This window comes from Streptomyces sp. NPDC014623 (assembly GCF_043088245.1).
GTDB lineage: Bacteria > Actinomycetota > Actinomycetes > Streptomycetales > Streptomycetaceae > Streptomyces.
In genome coordinates, this window is record NZ_JBIBZU010000027.1 from 18,020 (window position 1) to 36,489 (window position 18,470).

Below are 18,470 nucleotides of genomic sequence, written 5' to 3' on the forward strand. Positions count from 1 at the left end.
CACCACCTGCTCGTACGTCGCCGTTGCGGTGCCCAGGCCCGGTCGGAGGGCGGGTTTGCGGGCCTGGCCGGTGTGCCCCGGGGCGGATGGCTGGGCGGTTTCCCTGTTTCCGGGTGCGGAGTCGTCCATGACCAGTTCCAGGGCGACCCCTGGGGTGTGTCTCCGGTGTGAATCGCCGGACTCAGACCGGCTGTCTTTCACGTAGCCGGTCCCGCCGCAGGTCGTCGGAACCCGCGATGTCATCGTGGAGCAGCGCCGCGTTGTGCGGCGATTTGACCACTGCTACCAGGGCCCGTACGTCTCCGGAACGTATCCCGAATCCGTCGGCGACGACCATCATGAGGCTCGCGCGGGCCGATTTCTTGGTGCCGGTTCTGCCGGGTTCTCTTCCTTCGTCGATAAAACCGGAGTGGTAACCGGAGGGGCGGGCCAGGACCGGCCCCGTCGTGGAAACGTTCTTCTCGATGAAAGGCGCCATCGAGGTGCGTGTTGTATCAGGTGGTATCAGGGCACGCGATCCGGTGGGTGAGACGATGTCTGTACTCATCGCTTTTCTTCTCCAACCGCGTGGATGAACCACGTGGCATTCGCTGGCGGAAGTATCAAGCAGTCGTCGGTGTGAGGAACATCTTGCAAGTATTTCATGACGCCTCTTCACCTCCTGCCTGCTTCGCCGTGCGGCGGAATTTTGATGCACGGAGGTGCGGGCAGTTTTTGGGCGCCCGACATCATCGCAGGTCATCCGAGTTCCTTTCCGGAATTCGGCTAGCTGTCAGAATCGGCCCTACCGAATACGAGTCTCTGTGACCCGTCCCGGTCGTGTCAACGACGTGTGGCAGCCTGGCGGGTTTCATGCCCAGTAATCGGGCGTGCGGACGCAGGTGCGGATGGCGCTGAATTCCTGCCCGATGATCGTGGTTTGGCATATCTTGGGTGTTTTAGGGCTCGTGTAATTCTTCATCCGGGATCCGCCGTGATGTCTCGGCGGGGCGGCATGGACAGGCGGTCTATGCGATACCGGGTTGACCGGCGCTGCCGCTTCCCTTCCCTGGTCATGGCATGTGCGTGTGCATGTGCATGTGCATGTGGGGGTGCGGTCATTCGGGCGGGAAACCGGCTGACGAGGACAGGGTTCGGGCATCTGCTGTGCCCGAACGACGGGGCCTCTATTTCGTCAGTGGCCAGAATTGTGTGTCTGGTCCCGCTTTCGCTCGACACGGCCTTCGCTGGTGCGCCTTTCGCGGGAGTGAACGCCCGATGCAACGCGATGAACTGAGCGAATGCGGCCGGTGAGCATTTTCGGCGTTTCCTTTCCAGGGGAGCGCAGCTTTGGTGATGACGGTCATGCGGTTGGGCCGAGGCGGGGCCTGCGGAAGATCTGCCAGGACCTCAGCCGTGCCATGCCTTGTTCGGCCGGTGTCCTCGCCGAGGCTGAAGCGTGTTGCAGAGGTCTGGCGTCGGGCGGGTGAAGCCGGGTTCTGTGCTCTTGTGGATCATGCGGCCAGGGCGTGGTTGCGGAGTGTGGCGAGAGCTTGGACGGCGTGGTGGAGGCCGTTGCCGCGTTGCCGGCAGTCGCGGAGGATCTTGTAGTGCTTCATGCGGGCGAAGGCATGTTTCACGCGGGCCCGCACGCGTCGGTGCTCCGCGTTGTCGGATCCTCGCCGGGCAGGAGTGGGCGGCCGGGCCGCTTGCGGTGAGGGATGACGAATCCGGTGTTGATGCAGGCGCCGTCACCGGGAACGGTCACGTCCTGGCAGACGTCGGCCAGACCGGAGTCCCGCCACGTTTTGGCATCCGCGGTGTCGCCGGGCACCGGGCGGGCCGCAGCGATCACGAGCTTGGTGTCGGCGTCGATGACGACCTGCACGTTCGCAGAGAAGTGGTAGTTGCGTGAGGACGCGCCGGCCTTCCGGTCCCGGACCGGGATCAGGGTTCCGTCCACGATCCACAGCCGTTCGGCAGCATCGGCGGGGCGGGCAGCCGGCTCGATCGCCAGCAGTGGCCGCAGCCGGTGAACGACCCCGCACACGGCGGCCGGGCCCTGTACGGCCCGCGTCCCGGTGGGCGGAACCGCTGGGATCGGTCTGGCGACGCTCTCCTGCACCCCGGGCCGACTCGCCCGCGAAACCGGTCCGGAGCACATGTGGTGCCGCCCTGTGCGCTGCCCGATGCAGTCACCCGCCCGGTGCTGTCGGTGGCGCGGGCGGTGGCGGTGTGCCTTCCGGAGCGGCCTCCCGGTGGCAGGTCCACCGGCACCAGGTGTCGAGGGTGTGCTGGGTGGCGAGACCGGTGTCCTTCGCCGGGATCGCCTGGTTCCGGGGACGCGGCATCGTCCGGGCCCAGATCCGCGTCGACGACGGTCCGTGGATGGTCGTGGCGCGGGCGAAATGATCGGGCGTGTCGATCCGGGACTGGACCCCGGCGGTCCCACTTCCGGTCGGAGCGCAGTTGTTCCCCGGCGCGCAGGGTTCAGCGCAGCAGCGCGTCGAGGAAGGGGCTGGACAGTACGTGGTGGGGGTCGAGCCGGTCGAGTGTGGTCACCGCCTCGTCCCAGCTCGGGCCGCCTCCGGCACGGTGGCTGGCGGGGATGTGGTGGGAGAGGACGTCCGGGTCGGACCATGCGGCGGTGTCGGTGTACGCCCAGCCCTTGGACCATTCGACACGGACAGCCGCCCGGTCGCCGTTCAGGGTGAGGAGAAATCGCTCGATCTCACGGTAGAAGCGGTGCAGGGCGGGTGTGCCCGGCAGGGAGAGGACATCGATCCATACAGCGGTGTCGAGGTGCGGCCGGTCCGCACGCGGTCGCAGGGCCGACAGCAGCGGGGGCTGTGCGCCGGGGACGCCGCACACGGACGGGTCGTCCAGGCCGGTCACACGGATCTCCACCTGACCGTTGACCGGGTACTCGCCGCGCGCCGCGTACTGGGTGAGCAGCATGCGGTAGAAGTCGGCGAACTGACTGACCACCCACTGCAGATCGGCGCGGCGGGTGAGGACGGCGTATCCGTTGGCACTCTCGCGCAGCGTGGTGGGCCGCACGTACTGCAACAGGTTGCGGGAGGCGCCCCACAGGTCCGAGCGCAGACCGCCTGCCAGCAGATGGGTGAGGACATCGCCGGTCAGCACGTCCCGCACGAGCGTCCCCGAGAGCAGGACGTCGCTGAGGTCGCCGGTCAACGCGACCTTGGTCAGCAGGTACTGGACCTGCCCGAAGAGCGGAGCGCTCGCCCAGGCCCCGGAGACCAGGTCGCCGGCCAGCCGGGCCACCGGCTCGGGAAGGGAGTCGGAGAAGGGGTAGTTGTACGGCTCATCGACCGCACGGGCCGCAAAGGGCCGGTGCGGGCTGACGCTCCAGACCTTCAGCCAGGGGCGGTCGGTGAAGGCGAACCAGATCGCCTCCGCCCGGCCGGTACGGTCCACGAAGCCGGCCAGCGTCCGTGCGCCGGCCGGAGCACCGGGGGCGGCGAACAGTTCGGCGGCGGGGATGTCCACGAAGGACTGGCAGCGCAGGTTGTGGTCGGTACCCACCCGCAGGACAGCCTCGGTGACAAGCGAGCGGCCGAGGTGGGTCAGGAGCGCGCCGCAGTCGGGCTCCGCCCGGCCGACGGTCCGCAGGGCGTAGCGGCCGGAGACGGAGTCCCAGACGACCGCGGTCAGCTCGGTGACCAGGTTGCTCAGCGAACCGTGACCGTGGCCGGGTGACGGGATCTCACCTGTGGAGGGGACGGCTGTGCCGTGCGCCCCGATGGCGAGCGCACCGCCGACCGAGAGCTCGCCGGGTGCCGGCGCGGAGACGACTCCGTACCCCCTCGCGCCGGCGAACGCGAGCAGTGTCTCGAGCGAGGCACCGGCCTGGACCCGGACCTCGGCCGACCCGTCGTCGGCCTGCCGCTCCAGCGACATCGCGGTCAGGTGTGCGGTGGTGTCCAGCAGGACGACCCGGGCCGTCGCCGGTGTGCCGTCGGCCACCGTCAGGGGAGCCCAGCCGTGCCGCCGCCCCTGTGCGCGCACCGTCCAGCCGGCGTCATGGGCCCAGTTGACGACATCGAGCACCTCCTGAGGACCACGTGGCACGCACGTCCACAGCTGGTCGGTACGGATTTCACCGACCCAGTTCTCGTAGACGCGCCGGTGGAGGTCGACCCCGGCCGGAAAGCCCGGCGGCGGTGCCGAGGCCGCGTGGGCGCTGCCCGGCCGGACGAGCCCGCGCAGCAACCAGACCGCACCGCCCGCGGCGGCCGACGACGCGAGCAGTCCGCGCCGCGACAGTCCGCCGTCCCGGATCGAAGAATCGCCCGTCATCCCCGCACCCCTGCCCCCGACCGTTGCGAACCGGCTCTGCCGGGTCGTCCGGCACGCACGGTACCCAGAACAAGGACCTCACGGTCAGACGTTCGGTTAATCCACCTGTACGAGTGAAGATCGCGTCTCGTGGAATGAAGCAAGTGATCCCCGAATTCGAGCCATCCTTCGCGAGCTCGGACCCGCCCGCCCGCCCCACAGCACGGCTTTCTCGGCCAATGTGACCTTAAGCGGTTCACGAGGCAGATGAGTTGTGCGTATGTTCAATCGGAGTGTGATCGGCATAAGGGCTGTCCCGCACTTCCTGGTGGATCAGCGCGTGGCGTCAGACGCGGTGCATCGCAAGGCGGAGAGGCGCCCGCGTACTGGATGTATCCGGGCGTTTCGACAACGCGGCGAGGTGCCGTGGCTGTCGTCGTGCGCCCGCCAGGAAGTGCGGGACAGCCCTCGGGCAAGCGGGAAGAGGCTGCATGGCAACGGCACCGTCGGCTCGCTGGCACAAGGTGGCCGTGCTCGCGGCCCTGATGCTGGCCGCGTTCGTCTTCAACACCGTGGAGAACCTGCCGATCGGGTTGCTCGAGCTCATCTCGGAGGACGTGCGGGTCTCACTCTCGGCGGTGGGCTATCTGGTCACCGCCTACGGGTTGACCGTCGCCGTCGTCTCCCTGCCTCTCGCGCACGCCACCCGGTCCATGCCGCGCCGCCACGTGCTCACTGTGCTGCTGGCCGCGCTCGTCCTGTCCAGCCTGGTCTCGGCGCTGGGCTCCAGTTACTGGCTGCTGATGGCCGCCCGGCTGGTGACCGCGCTCGCCCAGGCGCTGTTCTGGGCGGTGATGGGGCCGGTGGCGGTCGGCCTGTTCGCACCGGCTGTCCGGGGGCGGGTGATCGGGGTGCTGTCGGTGGCCGGTTCGCTGGCCCTGGTGCTGGGTGTTCCGCTCGGTACGTGGCTGGGCCAGCAGAGCGCGTGGCAGGTTCCGCTCGTCGTGCTGGCCGGGCTGGGGCTGGTCTCCCTCGTCACGATCGCTGTCCTCCTCCCGACGTCCCGTCCGGAGGAGGCGCACGCGGCCTACGGTTCGGCACCAGACAAGCGGCGGTTCAAGATCGTGCTGCTGACCACCGCGCTGTCCGTCACGGGCGCGTTCGCGGGTTATACGTACCTCGTGAAGTTCCTGGGTGACGTGAGTGGTTTCTCCGACACCTCCGTCAGCGCTCTGCTGATGGTCTCCGGCATCGCGGGCGTGGTCGGGGTGACGATCGCGGGACCGCTCCTGGACCGCTGCCCGCGCGGCACGCTGGCCGTTCCGGTGGTCACCCAGGCGGCCGGCATGCTGGGCCTTTACGCGTTCGGTACCGCCCCGGCCGCAGCCGTCGCGTTCCTGGCGCTGCTGGGCGGCTCGCTCGGACCGGTGTTCATGGCCACGCAGAACCAGATGCTGCGCTTCGCTCCCGCCCGTACCGAAATCGCCCTGGCGGCCAACTCCGGTGCCTACAACGCCGGGGTCGCCGGCGGGGCGCTGCTCGGCGGTCTCGTCCTGCCCGCCTGGGACGTGCGGGCCACGTTCCTGGTGGGCGGGCTGCTGACCGTCGTCGCGTTCGCGGCACTCCTCACCGAGCGGCTGCTGCCGCCACCCGGGGAGCGGGTCCGTCCGGCCGAATCCGGCCGGACGGTGGAGAGCAGCCCCCTCGAGCAGCGCTGATACCGGCGGGCGGCGCCACCCCCTCGGGCCTGCTCACCAGGCGTATGCCTCCGGGGCGGGCCCGCCGGGTCCGGGGAAGAGCGCGTCGAGCTCCTTGAGCTGACCCTTCTCCAGGGAGACCTTCAGCGCTGCGAGGCCCTGGTCGAGCTGCTCGGCCACGCGTGGGCCCAGGATCGGCGCGGTCACACCCGGCTGGTGCAACAGCCAGGCCAAGGCCACTCGGGCGGGCGGCAGACCGAGGTCGGCGCACCACTTCTCGTATGCCGCGATCCGATCGTGGTGCCGCTTCAACTGCTTGACCGACTTGGGCTCCGCCGCGCGGCCGTCAGCAGTGCCGCGTAGCACCGCTCCGCCCAGCAGACCGCCGTGCAGCGGGCTGTAGGGGAGCAGACCGATGCCGTAGTTGCGGCAGGCGGGAAGCACTTCCAGCTCGACGGTGCGTTCCAAGAGGTTGTAGACGGACTGCTCGCTGACCGGGCCGGGAGTGCTGCGCCGGCGGGCGTGCTCCTGTGCCTTGGTCAGGTGCCACCCGGCGAAGTTGGAAGTGCCGATGTAGGTGACCTTTCCCTGGGCGACCAGCAGGTCCAGTGCCTGCCAGGTCTCCTCCCACGGTGTGGTCCGGTCGATGTGGTGCACCTGGAGCAGGTCGATGTGGTCGGTACGGAGCCGGCGCAGCGAATCCTCGCACGCCTTCCTGACGTGGAAGGCGGACAGCCGGCCGGAGTTGGGTTTGAGGCCCATCATTCCGTAGACCTTGGTGGCCAGAACGATCTGGTCGCGACGGGCGGGATCCTCGGCGAGCCAGTTGCCGATGATCCGCTCCGTGACCCCCTCGCCCAGCTGTGCGCCGTAGGTGTTGGCGGTGTCGAAGAGATTCACGCCCTTGTCCAGGGCCAGGTTCATGATGGCGTGCGCCTCGGGCTCAGGTGTGTGGAGGCCGAAGTTCATCGTGCCCAGGCCGAGGCGTCCTACGACCAGCCCCGAGCGTCCCAGGTTGGTGTACTTCATGATGCGGGTGCCTCCATCTCGTGGCGGGAGCCCGGGGGCCGGGTGGATCGGACGGCGTTCAGCCGGTGTTCCAGGTCTGCGGTCAAGGGGCCCGGTGACCGCTGGACGAAGTAGTGGTCGCCAGGCATCCGCACGACTGCCGCCCGCCCTGTGGTGTGTTGCTTCCAAGCGAGTGCGGGTACGTCGTCCTGGTCCCCGTAATACGAGACGATGTCGCAGGACAGGGGTGCGGTGGGCGGCAGGTGGCCGTCGTACAGCTCCAGGTCGGCCCGAAGGACCGGGGTGGTGAGCTCGATGATCTCCTCCAGCAGCGCCGGGTCGGCCGGGCCCAGGGACGTAATGAACGCCCGGGTGGTGCGCTCCAGTTCGGCGGGGTCGAGCCGGCCGTGGTCCACGGGTGTGCTGGGGTGCGGAGGGGCGCAGCCCGCCACGCACAGCAGGTCGGGCTCGACCAGGGCGGCGACGTCCATGGCGAGCAGCGAGCCCAGGCTGTGGCCGAGGTAGACCAGAGGGCGGCCGGCCCCGCCCGGGCGGGACCGCACGGCAGCGGCCACCTCCCGCGCGGCCGTTGCCGCATCGGTGTGCGAGGGCTCCACGAAGCGCTGTCCACGGCCGGGAAGGCATACGGCGGAAAGCCGCCAAGCCGCCGGTACTCGCCCTGCCCACGACAGAAAGACCGAAGGACCGCCGCCGGCGAACGGCATGACCACGAGATCCGCTTCCACTTCCCCGTCCCCCGGAGCGGTCAGCGTCGTCAGGACCGGGAACGAGGCGCGTCGGGTCATTGCCGCACCCCGTCCGGCAGACCGTCGGTGTAGAGGGACGCGGGGCGTATGCCGGTCCAGGTGCGCTCCACGTGTTCGAGAGCGGCCGCGCGGCGGGCCGGGCCGAACACGGCGTGCCAGTCCGCCGGAATCTCGGCGGACGCAGACCACAGCGAGTGCTGGTCCTCATGGTTGACCAGGGTGAGGAACGGCCCCGTCGGGTCGTCGAAGGGGTTCGGCACGGTTCTGCCTCCTTGTCTCCCGGAGCCGGGAACGGCGCGGCTATGGCTCTGAGCGGCTGTGCCCTCTATGCCTCTGCGTGCAGGCGCGCGGCGAGTGCGGCCACGGTGGGTGCTTCGAAGAGGGTTCGGACGCGGATGCTCGCATCGAGGTCGGCCCGTATGCGGGCGACCAGTCTGGTGGCGAGCAGCGAGTGTCCGCCGAGGTCGAAGAAGCTGTCGTCGATGCTGACCCGGGGCATCCCGAGGACCTGCTCGAACAGGTCGCACAGTGCCTTCTCGTCCGGAGTGCGCGGAGGCCTCCCCGCCCCGTGCCCCGCGGTGGTTTCCGGTGCGGGCAGGGCGTGGCGGTCGAGTTTGCCGTTCGCGTTCAGGGGCAGCCGGTCCAGCTCGACGAAGGCAGCGGGGAGCATGTACGCGGGCAGGGTCCGTGCCAGATGTGTCCGCAGTTCCTCCGGCAGGGGAGTCACCGCGACCCGTGCGGCTCGGCTCGGCACGTAGTACGCGACCAGCCCCTTGTCGCCCGACCGGTCCTCCCGCACGGTCACGGCCGCCTGGCCGACGCCGGGGTGGCCGGTCAGGGCCGCCGCCACTTCGGCCGGTTCGATACGGAATCCACGGATCTTGACCTGGTCGTCCGTCCGCCCGATGAACTCCAGGCAGCCGTCCCGGTGGCGGCGGACCAGATCACCGGTACGGTACATCCGCTCTCCCGGGCCGCCGAAGGGATCGGCGACGAAGCGCTCCGCGGTCGGTACGGGGCGGCCGAGGTATCCGTGTGCCAGTCCGGCACCCGCGATGTACAGGTCGCCTGCCACACCGGGCGGAAGGGGCTGGAGGTGCCCGTTCAGCACATGGACGCGAGTGTTGTCGACGGGCCGGCCGATGGGCGGGGTGCGGTGGCTGCAGCCCTCGCCCAGCCAGGCCGTGGCGTAGACGGTCGTTTCCGTCGGCCCGTAGAGGTTGGCGATGCGGGCGCCGGGGACGGCGGACCGCAACTCCGCGACGACATGGGCGGGCAGCACTTCACCCGCCAGTACGACGGTCTCCGCCTTGAGGGCCACATCGTGGTGGCCGATGAGGTGGGACACGGCCGAGGGCACGCCGCTGATCAGACTGCCCGCCCAACGTCCCGCCGGGCGCTCCGCCGCCGCCAGCACATCACGGACGATCTCGACGCTGCCGCCGCACAGCAGGGGGCACAGGATCTCGAAGACGGAGACGTCGAAGGTCAGTGAGGTGGCGGCCAGGACGTGGGAGAGCCCCTGCTGTCCGAAGGCGCCGCGGGCCCAGAGCGCGAGGTTCACCGCGGCGGAATGCGGGACCGCCACACCCTTGGGGCGGCCGCTCGTCCCGGATGTGTGGATCACATACGCGGTGTTGCCGGGGAGCGGTGCCTGCGGCGGACTGCCGTCGACAAGATGACCGTCGGTGAGGCCGTCGTCGACGCACAGTACCGGAAGGCCGTCGGGAAGCAGTGCCGAGGTCTCGTCGGTGGCGACCGCGCAGACGGGTGCCGCGTCGTCCAGGACCAGGGCGATGCGTCCCGCGGGGTGGCGTGGGTCCAGAGGAAGGTAGCCGGCGCCGGCCTTCAGCACGGCCAGTACGGCCACCACCATGTCCGCCGAGCGGGGCAGGGCCAGAGCCACGAGCCGCTCGGGCCCCGCGCCTGCGGCACTCAGACGCCTGGCGAGCCGGTCGGCACGGGCATCGAGCCGGGCGTAGCTGAGACGGTCGCCGTCGCAGATCACGGCCGTAGCGTCCGGGGTGCGGACGACCTGGTCCCGGAAGAGAGCGGGCAGGGTGGTGGCGGGCCGGGGGCGGACGGTGCGCGTGTGTTCTGCCAGCAGCTGGCGGTGCTCCTCGGGGGTCAGGACGTCCAGGGCCTCGACGGGTGTCTCCGGGGCGGCCACCGCCCTGGTGAGCAGGAGGGTCAGCCTGTCGGCCAGGCCGCGGACGGTCTCCTGGTCGAACAGGTCGGTACTGTATTCGAGGAATCCGGTCAGCCCGTCAGGTGCGCCGTCCGCCGTCTGCTGCTCGGTGAGGTTGAGCAGCAGGTCGAAGCGGGACCCCCCAGGATGCAGGAGCTCGCTGTCGATCTTCAGCCCGGGGGTGGTCCACGTGGGTTCGGGGGCGTTCTGCAGGGCCAGGGACACCTGGAAGAGCGGATGGCGGCCGATGGCGCGGGCCGGGTTGAGGTCCTCGACGAGGTACTCGAAGGGCACCTCCTGGTGTGCGTACGCGCCCAACGCGGTGTCGCGTGTGCGGTGGAGCAGTTCCCGGAAGCTCGGGGAGCCGGAGGTGTCCGTACGCAGGACGAGGGTGTTGACGAAGAACCCGACGGACCGGTCCAGGGCATGGTCGGTACGGCCGGCGACGGGTGAGCCGATGGGTATGTCGTGTCCCGCGCCCAGCCGGGTCAACAGGGCGGCCAGGGCGGCCTGCAGTGCCATGAAGAGACTGGTGCCGCTGTGGTGGGCCTGGTCGGCCAGGGCGCGGTGCAGTTCCGCGTCCCAGGTGATCGGCACCGTCGCGCCCCGGTAGGTGGGATCCGCGGGGCGTGGGCGGTCCGAGGGGAGGTCCAATTCCACGGGCAGTGCACTGAGTTCCTGCCGCCAGTAAGCGAGTTGGCGGGCCAGCAAGCCGGCCGGGTCGCCGGGGTCACCGAGCAGGTCGCGCTGCCACAACGTGTAGTCGGCGTACTGCACCGGAGGCTCTGGCCGTTCGTCGGCATGCGAGTCGCCCGTACGTGAGTTGTCCGCACCGACGTCGTCGGCCCGGGAGCCCGCGGGTGTCCCGGGCGGGACGGCGGGCGTGACAACGGTCTCGGGCACGGCCCCCGCGTGGACCTCGTAGGCCGCCATCAGGTCCTCGGCCAGCGGGGCGAAGGACCAGCCGTCGCAGGCGATGTGATGGATCAGGAGCAGCAGTTCGTGCCGGTGCGGGCCGAGGGAGAAGAGGTGGGCGCGCAGCGGAATACCACCGGCAAGATCGAAGGGCCGGTCGATCGCCTCGTCGACGGCGGTGGTCAGCGCGTCGTCGGTGACGTGCTGTACGGGCATGGCCGCGGACGCGTCCGCCGGGTCGAGGATCCACTGGCAGGGCTCGCCGTCCTGGTCGGGGAAGACCGTGCGCAGGACTTCGTGGCGGGCGACGAGGTCCTGGAGGGCCGCGTGGAGCGCGTCGGTGTCCAGTTCACCGGTCAGCCGGAGCAGCCAGGGCACATGGTACGCCCGGCTCGGTCCTTCCAGGTGGTGCAGGAACCACAGGCGGCGCTGGGCGAAGGAGAGCGGCAGCGTGCCGGGGCGGTCGGTCTGCCGCAGCGCAGGACGGGTGACGGTGTCGAATCCGCGGTCCCGGATGCGGTCGGCCAGCTGCGCGACGGTCGGGCTGTCGAAAAGTGCGCGGATGGGGACTTCGATCCCTCGCGCGGTACGTACCCGTGCCACCAGGCGGGTGGCCAGCAGGGAGTGACCGCCGAGGGCGAAGAAGTCGTCATCGATGCCGATGTCCGCGACGCCGAGGATCTCGCCGAACAGCTCGCACAGCTCACGTTCGAGGTCCGTGCGCGCGGGACGGCCGGACCCGGCTTCGACGGCCGGGGCGGGCAGCGCCGCCCGGTCGAGCTTGCCGTTGACCGTCAGGGGCAGCCGTTCCAGGAGCACAATCGCCGTCGGCACCATGTAGTCGGGCAGCTGTTCGCGCAGGTACGCACGCAGTGCGGCGGTCAGTCGCGTGCCGTCACGCGCCGCTGCCGGACCGGTGGCATACGCGGCCGGTGCGCCGAGATCTGCGGCGGGCTCGTACGCCTGCAGGGTGGTGCCGGTGCGGGAGAAGAGGACGTCGACGGTGGCCACGTCCGTCGGCGACGGTGCGACCGCCACCTGGTAGCCGAGTTCCGCACCGAGGGCGTACAGCTCGTCGGGCTCGACTCCGTGCGGGGCCGCCGACAGGAGGTCCAGCGCCTCGGCCGGGGTCGCTCCCTCGTCGAGGGCCCGGGCGGCCGCGGCTTCCTGGACCGTTCGCCGGTTGGGGATCGCGGACATCCGCAGGCACGCGGGCCGGTGCTCGCGCAGGTACTTCGTGAGGGCGGCCGGGGTGTCCTCGACGCCGGGCCGGCACAGCCGGACGGTGGCGTCGTGCGGGCCGGGTGCGGGCGGTATCGCCGGGAGGGCCACGGCGTGCGGGCCGCGCGGGGGCGCTGTCGTCCGGAGGGCCGCGTCGTCGGGCGGTGTCGTCGCCTTGTGCAGTACGGCGTCGTAGCGGTGGCGGGTCATCTCGTTGTGGTGGCGGCCGCGACGGACCTGGATGTCGACCGCGGTGACCGACGGCTGCCGACGGGCGAAGGCGTGGAAGTAATCGGGCGCCAGGAGCAGCTCCTCCTCCAGCGTCAGTGCGCGTTCCACGGCTCGGCGCAGCCTGACCGTGTCATCGTCTGCAGCGACGCGGTGCAGCTCCACGGCGGTGCTGAAGCAGCGCAGGGAGCGGGCGTCCCGGACGTCGCCGACGAAGAGGGCCCCGCCGGGCGCGAGCAGCGCGAGGGCCTGCGTCAGCACGTCGTGGAGATAACCGGAGTTCGGGAAGTACTGCAGGACGGAGTTGAGTACCACGACGTCGAAGTGAGCGGCGGGCAGCTCGCCGAGGGTGTCGGCTGCCCGGCAGCTCAGCCGGACCCGCGGGGCCAGGGCGGGCCGCGCCGCCACTTCGCGGCGCAGCAGGTCCACGGCTTGCCGGGAGACGTCCGTACCCCAGTACTCCTGGCAGCCGGGAGCCAGCTGTGACAGCAGCAGGCCGGTGCCGACGCCGATCTCCAGGACGCGGTCGGGGTGCAGGGCGCGAATGCGGCGGACGGTTTCGTCGCGCCATTCCCGCATGTGGGGTACGGGCAGGGACGCGCCGCCGCGGTAGCTGTCGTGCCAGCCGGAGAAGTCTTCGCCGAAGGCGGGGGTGCGGGCGGAACGCATGTGCGCGTACTGGGAGTCGAACACCTTCGCCCAGTCGCCGACCTGCTCGGCGGCCGTGTCGTCCGCTGCCTCGTCGGTCCGGGGGGCGGAGACGGCGTAGGCGGTCAGACGCGGGTCGCCGGGGCGGTCCTCGCGGACGACGACGGCTGCCTGGCTCACGGCGGGGTGGGTGGTGAGGACCGACTCGATCTCGCCCGGTTCGATGCGGAAACCGCGGATCTTGACCTGCTGGTCCGCGCGGCTGAGGAACTCCAGGGTGCCGCGGTCGTTCCGGCGCACCACGTCACCGCTGCGGTACATGCGGCTGCCCGGGGGACCGAAGGGGTCGGCGACGAAGCGTCCCGCGGTGAGTCCCGGCCGGTTCAGGTAGCAGCGTGCGACGCCCGGCCCGGCGACGTACAGCTCGCCGGGTACTCCAGCCGGCACGGGGCGCAGGGCCTCGTCGAGTACGTGGGCGGACAGGTCGGGGAGTGCGGTGCCGATCCTGCTGGCGGGCCGGCCGAGGGTGTCTTCCCGGGTGAGCGCCGTGTAGGTGGCGTGGACGGTGGTCTCGGTAATGCCGTACATGTTGACCAGGACCGGTGCGTCGTCGGCGTGCCGTTCGTACCAGGCGGCCAGCTTCCCGAAGTCGAGCGGCTCGCCGCCGAACACGACGGCGCGCAGGGCGAGCCGGTCTCCTTGCGCGGGTCGGTCCCGGTCGGCCTGGATCAGCGGATAGAAGGCCGACGGGGTCTGGCTGAGGACCGTGACGCGCTCTTCGGCGAGCAGGGTGAGGAAGCGGTCGGGGGTGCGGCTGATGTCGTACGGGACCACGACCAGTCTTCCGCCGTGCAGGAGGGCGCCCCACATCTCCCAGACCGACACGTCGAAGGCGTAGGAGTGGAAGAGGCTCCACACGTCCTGTTCGGTGAAGTGGAAGTGGGACGCGCTGTGGGTGAAGAGGCGGACCACGTTGCGGTGGCTGACCACGACCCCCTTGGGCCGGCCGGTGGATCCCGAGGTGTAGATGACGTACGCGGCGGTGTCCGGGCGCACGGGGGCGGTGCGGTCCGCGTCGGTGGGGGCCCCCGGGTCCTGTTCCGCCAGATCCGCGGCAGTCTGCGAGGTGGCGAGCACCAGCCGTGGCGTCGCAGTGCGCAGATCGAGGGGGTCGAGGCTGAGCAGGAGCAGCGGGCGGGCGTCCTGCAGGGTGCTTTCCAGTCGTTCCCCGGGGTGGTGCAGGTCCAGCGGGAGGTAGGCGGCGCCGGACTTGAGGACCGCGAGAACGGCCACGACGAGGTCGATCGAGCGCGGCAGGGCGAGGGCGATGAGCTGTTCAGGTCCCGCGCCGTGCCGGATCAGGACGCGCGCCAGCCGGTTGGCGCGGGCATCGAGTGCGGCGTAGTCGAGGCCGTCGCTGCCGTGGCTGACCGCAGTCCGACGGGGATGGCGCAGCACCTGGGCCTCGAAGAGGTCTGTCAGGGCCGTACCGCCGGCCGCGTGCGAGTGGCACGCCGGCACGCTTTCCGATCCGGTGATTGCCATTGCTCAGTTCCTCACTTGTTCGTCCGGCAGGTCCTGCGGCCGGTCTGTTCCAGGTCAGGGCGTGCGGGCGTGTGCGCGGTCCGGCGTGCGGGGTTGTGCTGTCCGTCGGGTCGTCATTCGGCGACGGCGGCGACTCCGTTCCGCGGTGCGGCCGCCGGGTACCCGCCGGGGCGGCTGCCGGGCGCCAGGACGCGCAGCAGGTTCTCGGACAGGAGGAGTCGTTGATCGGTGCGGGAGACCTCGGCGAAGACGGTCGGGCCGTGCAGGATCTCGTCGGTCAGGCGTTTCAGCCCGCCGCCCATGCGGCCCAACGGCCAGTCCGTCCCAAAAATGATCTTGTGGTTGATGCCCGTCCTGAAGAGCCGGTTGAGGTGCTCCGGCCAGTCCGGAAGGGCCGGGGAACTGGCGAACCCGCCGATGTCCAGGTATACGTTGGGCCGGTACGCCGCGAGGTAGCCGGCGGTGTCCACGTGGGTCAGCCCCGCGTGCCCCAGGACGAAGTCGACCTGCGGGAAGTCGCGGGCCGCCCGGTCGATCCTGAGCGGTTCCGCGCTCCCGTAGTCCAGGCTCGCCGCCGTGGGCCCGGTGTGTACGAACACGGGCAGTGAAAGGGCCGCGCAGATCTCGTAGTACGGGTAGAGACCAGGATCGGAAGGCGAATAGCCACAGGGCGGATAGAGCTTCACCCCGTCCAGGGCGTACTCGTCCACCACCTGCGCGAAGGCCCGCACCCCTTCGGGGCCGTGCCGCGGATCGACCCCGATGTAGACCCAGAAGCGGTCAGGGTGGCGCATACGGATCTCGTGGTGGAGCCGGGCCGCCTCGGCGGGCGGCACGCAGCCGGGCATGCGCAGGCTGAAGTCCGGTACCAGCAGCACCGATCTGGCAATCCCGGCGTCGTCCATCTCGGCGACCAGCCCGTCGGCCAGGTGGTCCTGGTGCTGGCCGGCGTAACCGCGGGCGATGCGGGCGACCGACGGGGCCGCGCCCCTCGCGGAGAGCTTGCGGTGGACGTTGCCCGCGACGTCCTCGACGAACTCCTGGGGAATGAAGCGTGTGGACGCCACATGACAGTGGCCGTCGTAGATGGTGGTCATCCGACGCAGTGCTGGACGAGACCCCGGACGGTGACGCCGTCACTATGGTCGAAGGTGGCGAAGTCGAAGGTCGTGTCGCTCTCTTCCTCCAGGTGGGCGATCAGACCGACGACCGCCATGGAGTCGAGCAGACCGGTGTGGCTGAGATTGGTGTCCGCGTCCACGACGGTCTGTGTCTCCCCAGCGTTCCAGGCCTCCACCCATGCGATCAGCGACTTTTCCAGTTCCGCGCTGTCCTGCTTCATTTCAGGCCACTCCTGTGCGCCGTTGCGGCATCGTGTGGTGGTGGTTGTGGTGCGGTGCGGTGCGGCTCCCCGGCAGTGGTTCCCACGGACTTCCTGCGGCCGATCAGGCGCAGGCTGTTACCGCTCATCAGCAGTCGTCGCTCGGGCTCCCGCAGTCCGGCGACGGCCGGGGAGCCCTGGGCGAACGCGCCGACCAGGCCGCTGAGCGACTCCGACAGCCGGTAGGAGGGCCAGCAGGTGCCGAAAAGGATCTTGTGACAGATCCCTGTGCGGAACAACCGGTTCAGGTGTGCCTGCCAGCCGTCCGCGGCCAGGACCGAGTGGAATTGGCTGATGTCCAGGTGCACGTTGGGCCGGTGGGCGCACAGATAGGTCGCCTCGTCGACGTGGGTGACCCCGCCGTGCCCCAGGATGAAGTCGACCTGGGGGAAGTCACGGGCCGCCCGGTCCAGCAGGAGCGGACTGCCGTACGAGAAGTCCAGGGGACCCCAGCCGGGACCCGTGTGGGTGAGGACGGGCAGTCCGTACTGCGCGCAGATCTCGAGGTACGGGTCCAGCAGCGGGTCGCTGGGTGAGTAGCCGCACAGCGGATACAGCTTCAGCCCGGCGAAGCCGTACTCCGTCACGCACCGTTCGAAGAGGTCGATGCCGTCCCGGCCGGCACGCGGGTCGACGCCCCAGAAGACGTGGAAGCGGCCCGGGTGGCGGCGGGCTACCCGGTCGTGCCAGGCCGCGAGTTCGGGACGGGACAGGCGGCACCGCGCCGCCTGGGAGAAGTCGGGGACGACCAGGAATGCCTGGTCGACGCCCGCCTCGTCCATCTCGGCGACGAGCTTGTCGGCCTCGTCGTCCTGGTGGAGGGCGAGTACGTGGTCCAGGATGCGCGAGGGGCGCACCCGGTGTCCGTACGAGGCCAGCCGGTGCTGGACGTTTGCAGCCTGGTACTCCAGGAAGGCACGCGGGATGGCCAGTTCGCTGCCGAGCTGTACCTGCGCGTCGACGACGAGCGGCCGGCCGGAATTCCCGGCCCCCCTGCCGTCGCCGGCGGTTCCGGCCTGCTCCTCGCTCACCGGCCCCCCTCCTGCGCTGCGGGCGCGGCGGGGAACGCGGCGGCGAAGTGCTCCGCCGCACGGACCCTGCTCAGCTTGAGATTGCCGGTCAGGAAGGCGGGGTCGGAGCGCAGAGGCCGCTCGGAGAAGACCACCGACATCACACGCTCGTGGGCCGGAAGCGACGCGTTGACCTCCTCGATGCGCTTGCGGAGCTGTGTGCGCAGGGCGGCGTCCTCAGGGTCGGTCGGGGTGATGATCGCGCCGAGCCTGGCCGACTGCGAAGTCGGCACCACGATGATCTCGCTGAGGCCCTCGACGGACACGAACGCACTCTCGATCTCGGCAGGGTGCACCTTGCGCCCGCTGCCGAGCACGATGACGTCCTTCTTACGGCCGATCAGGCTGAGGTACCCATCCTCGTCCAGCCGCCCGTAATCACCGGTCAGGATGGAGCCGTCGGGACGGAAGCAGTCTTCGGGCGAGCCGTCGCCGGTGTCGAAGTAGCCCCGGCTCAGCGGCGCCGGGCGTTTGATGACCACCTCCCCGTCGTCCAGGAAGATCACCGCGTCCGGGTCGATCAGCTTGCCGACGGAGCCGAGCCGGCAGGCGTCCTGGGTGTTCCAGGCGACCATGCCGGTCTCTGTCAGCCCGTACGCCTCGAGGAGCCGGACATCCTGCTTCCAGTACCCTTCGAGGGTTTCACGCCGGATCGGCGCCATCCCCGTGATCAGGAAGCGGATGCGTCCGCCGAGGAAGTCGCCCAGGGTGGTGTCCGCGCTGCTCGAGGCACTGAGTTGCAGTGCGGTGTCGTAGAAGACGGGCGGGCCGATCAGGAAGGTCGGCTGTTCCTTGCGCAGTGCCTGGAAAACACGCTGGTACGGGGCGAGCACCAGATCCGCCCCGAGCCACAGGCAGCAGTAGACCGACAACCGCTGCTGGTAGTTGGAGAGCGGCAGGAAGATCAGGTGCCGGTCCTCGGCGGTCAGCCGGAAGCTGTCGATGAAGCGGTTGATGACGTAGTCGGTACCGCTCGCACTGATCTGAAGTCCCTTGAGCCGGCCCGATGTGCCCGAGGAGTAGACCAGGCTGTGCACGTCTTCCCGGTCGTACACCTCGGCACTCGGCGGCACCACGTTCTCCCCGGGGACGCCGTCGGGCCGGATCACGGTGGGTGCCGTGAGCGGTACGGAGTCGTCCGCTATCAGCAGTGCCAGGCCGTGCCGGGCGGCGAACTCCGCAGGGTCGGCCACCTCCGTGGAGTCCGGGAACGCCTTGAGCAGGGCACCGGTGGCCAGTGCCGCGAGGTCCCAGGCCAGCCAGTCGATGCTGTTGCCCGCCTTGATCCCGACCAGGTGGCCCCGCCGTATGCCCGCGGCGGCCAGCTGCCCGGCCCGGTCGGTCGCCAGGGCGTGCAGCTCGCTCTGCGTCATCTCCCGGCGGCCGCCCGAGACGTCGATCTCCACCACGCGGGCGCCCGTGTGGCCGCCGTACCGGTTCGTGAGGTCGTGCAGGGTCATGCTCACTTCGGGTTCGCCTTTCGTTGCCGCTGTTGCCGCTGTTGCCGTCTCGTCGTCCGGG

General features: G+C 70.2%; 11 protein-coding genes and 2 pseudogenes. 1 reads left to right on the forward strand and 12 read right to left on the reverse strand.

The window, feature by feature from the left end; all coding sequences use genetic code 11:
- Positions 1 to 181 precede the first annotated feature (181 nt).
- The 4 genes and pseudogenes from ACF1FZ_RS31280 to ACF1FZ_RS31295 form a co-directional block, all read right to left on the reverse strand.
- Positions 182 to 547 carry a hypothetical protein gene (locus tag ACF1FZ_RS31280; RefSeq protein WP_391776753.1) on the reverse strand — a complete coding sequence of 122 codons (366 nt, stop codon included), beginning with the start codon at positions 545 to 547 and terminating at the stop codon, positions 182 to 184.
- 755 nt (positions 548 to 1,302) lie between these two features.
- Positions 1,303 to 1,438: pseudogene (locus ACF1FZ_RS31285) on the reverse strand (IS5/IS1182 family transposase); the annotation flags it as partial.
- 55 nt (positions 1,439 to 1,493) lie between these two features.
- Positions 1,494 to 2,038: pseudogene (locus ACF1FZ_RS31290) on the reverse strand (transposase family protein); the annotation flags it as partial.
- A gap of 431 nt (positions 2,039 to 2,469) precedes the next feature.
- Positions 2,470 to 4,302 carry a cholesterol oxidase substrate-binding domain-containing protein gene (locus tag ACF1FZ_RS31295; RefSeq protein ID WP_391776754.1) on the reverse strand — a complete coding sequence of 611 codons (1,833 nt, stop codon included), beginning with the start codon at positions 4,300 to 4,302 and terminating at the stop codon, positions 2,470 to 2,472.
- A gap of 470 nt (positions 4,303 to 4,772) precedes the next feature.
- Between ACF1FZ_RS31295 and ACF1FZ_RS31300 the strand changes: the two genes are divergently transcribed.
- Complete coding sequence (locus tag ACF1FZ_RS31300) at positions 4,773 to 5,999, forward strand: MFS transporter (protein ID WP_391776755.1); 1,227 nt, start codon at positions 4,773 to 4,775, stop codon at positions 5,997 to 5,999.
- Positions 6,000 to 6,032: 33 nt separating this feature from the next.
- Here the strand turns inward: ACF1FZ_RS31300 and ACF1FZ_RS31305 are convergent, their stop codons facing one another.
- The 8 genes from ACF1FZ_RS31305 to ACF1FZ_RS31340 form a co-directional block, all read right to left on the reverse strand.
- On the reverse strand, positions 6,033 to 7,007 hold the full coding sequence (locus ACF1FZ_RS31305) for an aldo/keto reductase (RefSeq protein ID WP_391776756.1): 975 nt from the start codon (positions 7,005 to 7,007) through the stop codon (positions 6,033 to 6,035).
- Positions 7,004 to 7,792 (reverse strand): thioesterase II family protein, encoded by a 789-nt coding sequence (locus tag ACF1FZ_RS31310; protein ID WP_391776757.1) that lies wholly within the window; start codon positions 7,790 to 7,792, stop codon positions 7,004 to 7,006. Before ACF1FZ_RS31310 ends, ACF1FZ_RS31305 begins: the two co-directional genes overlap by 4 nt.
- Complete coding sequence (locus tag ACF1FZ_RS31315) at positions 7,789 to 8,013, reverse strand: MbtH family protein (RefSeq protein WP_391776758.1); 225 nt, start codon at positions 8,011 to 8,013, stop codon at positions 7,789 to 7,791. Before ACF1FZ_RS31315 ends, ACF1FZ_RS31310 begins: the two co-directional genes overlap by 4 nt.
- Positions 8,014 to 8,078: 65 nt before the next feature.
- On the reverse strand, positions 8,079 to 14,498 hold the full coding sequence (locus ACF1FZ_RS31320; RefSeq protein WP_391776759.1) for an amino acid adenylation domain-containing protein: 6,420 nt from the start codon (positions 14,496 to 14,498) through the stop codon (positions 8,079 to 8,081).
- Between the two features lie 113 nt (positions 14,499 to 14,611).
- Positions 14,612 to 15,595: an amidohydrolase family protein gene (locus tag ACF1FZ_RS31325; protein ID WP_391776760.1), complete on the reverse strand. Its 984-nt coding sequence runs from the start codon at positions 15,593 to 15,595 to the stop codon at positions 14,612 to 14,614.
- Entirely contained in the window at positions 15,592 to 15,840 is a 249-nt protein-coding gene (locus ACF1FZ_RS31330) for a phosphopantetheine-binding protein (RefSeq protein ID WP_391776761.1), read from the reverse strand. The genes ACF1FZ_RS31325 and ACF1FZ_RS31330 overlap by 4 nt, the downstream gene beginning before the upstream one ends.
- The gene (locus tag ACF1FZ_RS31335; RefSeq protein ID WP_391776762.1) at positions 15,837 to 16,910 is read right to left on the reverse strand and encodes an amidohydrolase family protein; all 1,074 of its coding nucleotides are present in this window, start codon (positions 16,908 to 16,910) and stop codon (positions 15,837 to 15,839) included. Before ACF1FZ_RS31335 ends, ACF1FZ_RS31330 begins: the two co-directional genes overlap by 4 nt.
- The gene (locus ACF1FZ_RS31340; RefSeq protein ID WP_391776793.1) at positions 16,907 to 18,409 is read right to left on the reverse strand and encodes an AMP-binding protein; all 1,503 of its coding nucleotides are present in this window, start codon (positions 18,407 to 18,409) and stop codon (positions 16,907 to 16,909) included. The genes ACF1FZ_RS31335 and ACF1FZ_RS31340 overlap by 4 nt, the downstream gene beginning before the upstream one ends.
- Between the last annotated feature and the right edge of the window lie 61 nt (positions 18,410 to 18,470).

Coding starts and splice junctions, on each gene's coding strand:
- ACF1FZ_RS31280 (WP_391776753.1), bottom strand. CDS start 547: ATGAGTACAGACATCGTCTCACCCACCGGATCGCGTGCCCTGATACCA.
- ACF1FZ_RS31295 (WP_391776754.1), bottom strand. CDS start 4,302: ATGACGGGCGATTCTTCGATCCGGGACGGCGGACTGTCGCGGCGCGGA.
- ACF1FZ_RS31300 (WP_391776755.1), top strand. CDS start 4,773: ATGGCAACGGCACCGTCGGCTCGCTGGCACAAGGTGGCCGTGCTCGCG.
- ACF1FZ_RS31305 (WP_391776756.1), bottom strand. CDS start 7,007: ATGAAGTACACCAACCTGGGACGCTCGGGGCTGGTCGTAGGACGCCTC.
- ACF1FZ_RS31310 (WP_391776757.1), bottom strand. CDS start 7,792: ATGACCCGACGCGCCTCGTTCCCGGTCCTGACGACGCTGACCGCTCCG.
- ACF1FZ_RS31320 (WP_391776759.1), bottom strand. CDS start 14,498: ATGGCAATCACCGGATCGGAAAGCGTGCCGGCGTGCCACTCGCACGCG.
- ACF1FZ_RS31325 (WP_391776760.1), bottom strand. CDS start 15,595: ATGACCACCATCTACGACGGCCACTGTCATGTGGCGTCCACACGCTTC.
- ACF1FZ_RS31330 (WP_391776761.1), bottom strand. CDS start 15,840: ATGAAGCAGGACAGCGCGGAACTGGAAAAGTCGCTGATCGCATGGGTG.
- ACF1FZ_RS31340 (WP_391776793.1), bottom strand. CDS start 18,409: ATGACCCTGCACGACCTCACGAACCGGTACGGCGGCCACACGGGCGCC.